Source organism: Amycolatopsis sp. NPDC006125, from assembly GCF_040614195.1.
GTDB lineage: Bacteria > Actinomycetota > Actinomycetes > Mycobacteriales > Pseudonocardiaceae > Amycolatopsis_E > Amycolatopsis_E tucumanensis.
Genome location: NZ_JBEXTZ010000203.1, coordinates 1 through 4800, shown reverse-complemented (window position 1 = coordinate 4800; position 4800 = coordinate 1). Strand labels below are relative to the sequence as shown.

At 72.3% G+C, this 4800-nt stretch carries 5 protein-coding genes; 2 read left to right on the top strand and 3 right to left on the bottom strand.

The annotated features are described in order from the left end of the window. Positions 1 to 180: 180 nt before the first annotated feature. Positions 181 to 1539, bottom strand: a complete 1359-nt coding sequence (locus tag ABZ193_RS43245; protein WP_354714631.1) for an MFS transporter — start codon at positions 1537 to 1539, stop codon at positions 181 to 183. A 161-nt stretch (positions 1540 to 1700) separates the two neighbouring features. Here ABZ193_RS43245 and ABZ193_RS43240 point away from each other — a divergent pair, with 161 nt between their 5' ends. Then, the gene (locus tag ABZ193_RS43240) at positions 1701 to 2378 is read left to right on the top strand and encodes an HAD family phosphatase (protein ID WP_354714629.1); all 678 of its coding nucleotides are present in this window, start codon (positions 1701 to 1703) and stop codon (positions 2376 to 2378) included. Between the two features lie 224 nt (positions 2379 to 2602). Here ABZ193_RS43240 and ABZ193_RS43235 read toward each other — a convergent pair whose 3' ends face one another. Beyond that, positions 2603 to 3430 carry an endonuclease/exonuclease/phosphatase family protein gene (locus ABZ193_RS43235; protein ID WP_354714627.1) on the bottom strand — a complete coding sequence of 276 codons (828 nt, stop codon included), beginning with the start codon at positions 3428 to 3430 and terminating at the stop codon, positions 2603 to 2605. Positions 3431 to 3494: 64 nt separating this feature from the next. On the opposite strand from ABZ193_RS43235, the gene ABZ193_RS43230 reads away from it, so the two are divergent. Continuing rightward, a complete protein-coding gene (locus ABZ193_RS43230) occupies positions 3495 to 3941 on the top strand; it encodes a sigma factor-like helix-turn-helix DNA-binding protein (RefSeq protein ID WP_237336784.1) in 447 nt (148 codons plus the stop codon). Positions 3942 to 3948: 7 nt separating this feature from the next. Here the strand turns inward: ABZ193_RS43230 and ABZ193_RS43225 are convergent, their stop codons facing one another. Continuing rightward, positions 3949 to 4110, bottom strand: a complete 162-nt coding sequence (locus ABZ193_RS43225; protein ID WP_020418839.1) for a hypothetical protein — start codon at positions 4108 to 4110, stop codon at positions 3949 to 3951. Between the last annotated feature and the right edge of the window lie 690 nt (positions 4111 to 4800).

Sequence of the window (4800 nt, the reverse complement as noted above, 5' to 3'; positions counted from 1 at the left end):
TGTCAAGGCGGGAAAGCGTGCCTTGACACGGCTGGTCGGCGACTAAAGATCGGCTGTGGATCGGGGGCGGGGGAGGTCTGGTTGGGGTAGTCGCCTGCTTTTCGTTGCCGGGCGACGGTTGCTGGAAAAAGAAGACAGGGCCGGGCCTCGCTTTCGTGTCGGCCCGGCCCTGCTTTTTGGTCAGGAGGGGGCTAGTGCCTCTTCCTCTGTGTTGGCGACCGGCGTCCTGCCGGGGATGCGCGTCGGGTGGTTGATGGGTACTCCGGCGGTCTCCGGCATCAGCATGATGGGCACGATGGCGATCGCGGCGGCGGCCATCAGGTAGAACGCCGGGATCGCCGTGTTGCCGGTGCCGTCGATCAGCGCGGTGATCACCAGCGGCGCCGTGCTGCCGAACGCCGCGGTGGACGTCGAATAGCCGATGGCGAAGCCGCTGTACCGGTTGCGGGTGGGGAACATCGCGGGCAGCGCCGAGCCGATCGTGCCGAGCATCAGCACCAGCAGCACCGACAGGATCGCCATGCCCGCCACCGCACCGAGCACCGAACGGGTCTCCAGCAGGGCGATCGCCGGCCAGCTCACCACCAGGAAACCGATCGCGGCCGTCAGCAACAGCGGCTTGCGGCCCACCCGGTCCGACAACGCTCCCACCGCGTTGATGACGAACAGCATCCCGACCATGAGCCCGAGCGGGATCAGCAGCGACGCCGTGTCGCCGAGTTCGAGCACCTCCGTCAAATACGTTGGCATGTAGGCGATCAACGTGTACATCGCCACGTTGAGCAGGATCACGAACCCGATCAGGTTGAGCAGCTGCGGCCACATCTTGGTGAACGTCTCCTTAAACGGCACCCGCGACGTGGCGCCGGCCCGTTCCGCCTTCTCGAACGCGGGCGTGTCGGCCAGCTTCGTGCGCAGGTACCAGCCGACCAGCCCGAGCGGACCCGCCACGAGGAACGGGATGCGCCAGCCCCAGCTGTTCAGCGCCGCTTCGGACAGTCCCAACTGGACGGCCGTGGCGAGCAGCGCGCCCGCGACGTTGCCGATCAGCGTGCCGAACTCCAGGAACGAACCGTAGAACCCGCGCCGCTTGTCCGGCGCGTACTCGGCGATGAACGTCGCCGCCCCACCGTATTCGCCGCCGGTGGAGAACCCCTGCGCCAGCCTGGCCAGCAGCAGCAGGATCGGCGCCGCTACCCCGATCGTCTGGTAGTTCGGGATGAGCCCGATGACGAACGTCGCGGCCGACATCATGATGATCGTGAACGACAGCACGCGGCGGCGGCCGAACCGGTCGCCCAGCGGGCCCAGGATGATGCCGCCGAACGGCCGCAGCACGAACGGGATCGCGATCCCGGCGAAGACCAGCAGCAACCGGGCGGTCTCGTCGGCGTCCGGGAAGAAGTTCAGGCCGATGCTCGTCGCGAGGTAGGCGTAGATGCCGTAGTCGAACCATTCCACGGCGTTGCCCATGGCCGCGCCGGCCACGGCACGGCGGACGGTGCGCTCGTCGGGTGGGGCTGCGGGAGTTTCCGTCATGATCGCTGTCCGTTTCATTGTGCGGAAGCAGGGATTCAAGAGGTGAAGGATAGGCGCTCAAACCTCCGGATGGGACCTCTTCCGGATGAACTCTGGAAAACAGTTCGGTTTCGCCCTACACTTCGGAAAGATGTTCCGACCACGGGAAGGGTCAGGTGCCCATGTCCGCGATCCGCCGTGCCGTGGTCTTCGACTGCGACGGCCTGCTGCTGGACACGGCGGCGGCCTGGTACACCGCGTTCCGGACCGGGGCGCAGGCCCTGGAGCTGGAGCTGAGCGACCGGCAGTTCGCCACGCTGGCCGGGGCGTCGGTGGGGGCGGCGGCCGCGCGGATCGCCCTGTGGGCCGGCCAGTCCGGGGAGACCGGCCGGGTCGCGAAGATGCTGGACGAGGCGCTGCGGACAGCGGTGGAACTCCGGCCGCCCGCCGCGCTGCCCGGGGCGCTGGAACTCGTTTCCACGCTGGCCGGGCGGGTTCCGCTGGCGGTGGCGTCGAACGCGCCGGCCGGGGTGCTGTCGGAGGTGCTGAGCGGGGCCGGTCTGCGGCCGGCGTTCCGGGCGGTCGTCAGCGCCGACGAGGTGGCGGCGCCCAAACCGGCGCCGGACGTCTACCGGGCCGCCTGCCGAAGACTCGGGGCCGACCCGCGGGGCTCGGTGGCGGTGGAGGACTCAGCAGCAGGCGCGACGGCAGCGCAGGCGGCCGGGCTGTCGGTGGTCGTGGTGACGAACAGCGCCTGGCCCGGCCGAACACCGTTGCGCTGGCCGGTTTCCGGCCGGTCGGCGCTCTACGTGACGGCGCTGGACGACCCCGCCGTCCTGCCGCACCTCCTGCACGCGTGATCAGGCGTTGGCGGGCGCGAACGAGTCCGTGGACAGCGCCTGCGCGATCCGCGCGATGAGGGACTCGAGCAGGGTGGCGCCGATCTTGGCGATCACGGCGGCGATGAACTCGGCTATCGGGAACTCCTAGCTTTCCGGGGACACCCAGGCACCGTCGCTTCCGCGGATGAGTCGCGGGCAGCACTCGGGTTGCCCGCGGGTGAACTCCCCGTGACCGCTGCGCGCTACGACGAGACCGGCCGCATCCGGTCCAGCTCGGCGACCACGGGCCGGTGGTCGGACGCCGTCGTCGCCACCGCCCGCGCGGAACGGATCCCGAAGTGCAGGGACGCGGTCACGAAGTCGATGCGCTTCACCGGTTCCGCCGCCGGATAGGTCCCCGCGCGCGGGTCGGCGTCGGCCAGGCCGGTCCACAGTGGAGCGAGTTCGCGTGCGGCGGGTTCGGCGTTGAAGTCGCCGGTGAGGATTTCCGGGCCGGGCAGCCGGTCGAGGACGGCGAGCATGTCGGCGACCTGCGCCTGCCGCACCGACGGATCGGCGCGGTAGTCCAGGTGGGTGGCGTAGACGCGGACCGGCCCGCCGTGCGCGGCGACGGTGACCTCCGCGAAACCCGGCGCGAGGGCGGGGGTGGCGTCCGGGGTGAGCGTCGACAACCGGGTGATCTCGAGGTTCCGCGCGGCGACGATCGGGAAGCGGCTCAGCACGGCGACGCCGTACTGGCGGCGCGGCGCACCGGGGGCGGGCGGGTCGAGGTCGTAGATCGGCGCGAAGAACACGTGCATCTTCAGAGCGCGTGCGAGTTCGGTGGCCTCGTCGCGGTACTCGCTGCGCGCGTCCCAGTGGACGTCGACCTCCTGCAGCCCCACGACGTCCGCGTGCAGGTCGCGGATCGCGGCGGCGGTGCGGGCGAGGTCGAAGACGCCGTCCTGCCCGGCGCCCGCGTGGATGTTGTAGCTGGCGACGGTGAGCGGCCGGGGCGCCGCGGCCGCCGGAGCCGCGCCGAGGGCCAGAACCGCCGCGATGACCGCCACTGCGAGCCGCATGATGATCACCTTAGCGGCGGAGGCAACCAGGCGGGCGGTTCGCGCGTGGGAGTTGTCGAGGAGGGGGAGCGCGATGGCGGCGCAGGACGTGATGAGCGCGCGGCTTCCCGGCGCGGACCTGGTGGCGGCCGCCGCCGGTGGCGAGACGGGGGCGATCGGGGAACTGGTCGCCGCGGTGACGCCCGTCGTGGTGCGGTACTGCCGGGCGCGACTGAGCCGGGGCGCGGACGAGGTGGCGCAGGAAGCGTGCCTCGCGATCCTGCACGCGCTGCCCGGCTGGACGGGCTCCTTCCCCGCGCTTGTGTATGAACTGACGGCGCAGACAGTGGCCGGGGCACGCTCCCCCGAGGCCGATTCACCGGTGCTGGCGCTGCCCGGCGTGGAGCGGGAGATCGTGCTGCTGCGCGTGGCGGCGGGTCTGACGGCGGAGGAGACCGCGGCGGCGCTGGGCTTGTCGGTGAACCAGGTGCGCGTGGTGCAGCACCGAGCGCTCAACCGCCTCCGGGCGACGCTCGGGTGATGCCGCCTCAGTTCGAGGGCGTGCTCGACCGCATGCCGGCCAGCAGGCCGAGGCCCGCCATCACACCGGCGAGGAAGTACCACGCGTCACCGAGGGCGGCGGACGCGATGATCGCCAGGATGAGGACGCCGCCGGCCGCGGCCCATCCCGTCACGTTCGGCTCCGCCATGGGTTCCACCATCCTCCTCGGTGGCGCGCGCCGCACCACGGAGAGGAGGAATCACCCTCGAAGTGCAACCGGCGGGTGACGTGCCCGGCCCCTGCGTGGGTGGGGGTGAGGGAATGCTCCCCGGGGTGGTGCGCACGGCGGCGGGGTGATGCGGACGGGGTAGCGGGTGCGGCGGCGGGGCGGCGCGCACGGCGGCGGGGCGATGGGGACGGGGTAGCGGGTGCGGCGGCAGGGCGGCGCGCACGGCGGCCGACCGCGCCGCCGGAAGCGGCGGTGAGCGCGGCGAGCTGGCTGCTGCCGAGAGCGGCGCCCCGCGGCGGCAGGCGCGGCAAGCTAACCGGTGGCGAGCGGCGAGTGGCACCGCAAGGAGCGGCGGGCGCGGCAAGCGCTGCAGACCCAGCAAGGCAGGCCGCAGACGCGGCATGCTCGGCGGCGCTCTGTGGCAGAGGGGCCGCCTGAAGCGGCGGACGGCGAGCGCGTAGTAGGGCCGCCGGAAGCGGCAGGCGCGGCAAGCTGGCCGGTGGCGAGAGCGGCGGGTGGCACCGCAGGGAGCGGCGGGTGGCACCGCAGGGAGCGGCGGGTAGCAGCGCAGGGAGCGGCGAGCGCACCGCAGGGAGCGGCGAGCGCACCGCAGGGAGCGGCGAGCGCACCGCAGGGAGCGGCGAGCGCACCGCAGGGAGCGGCGGGCAC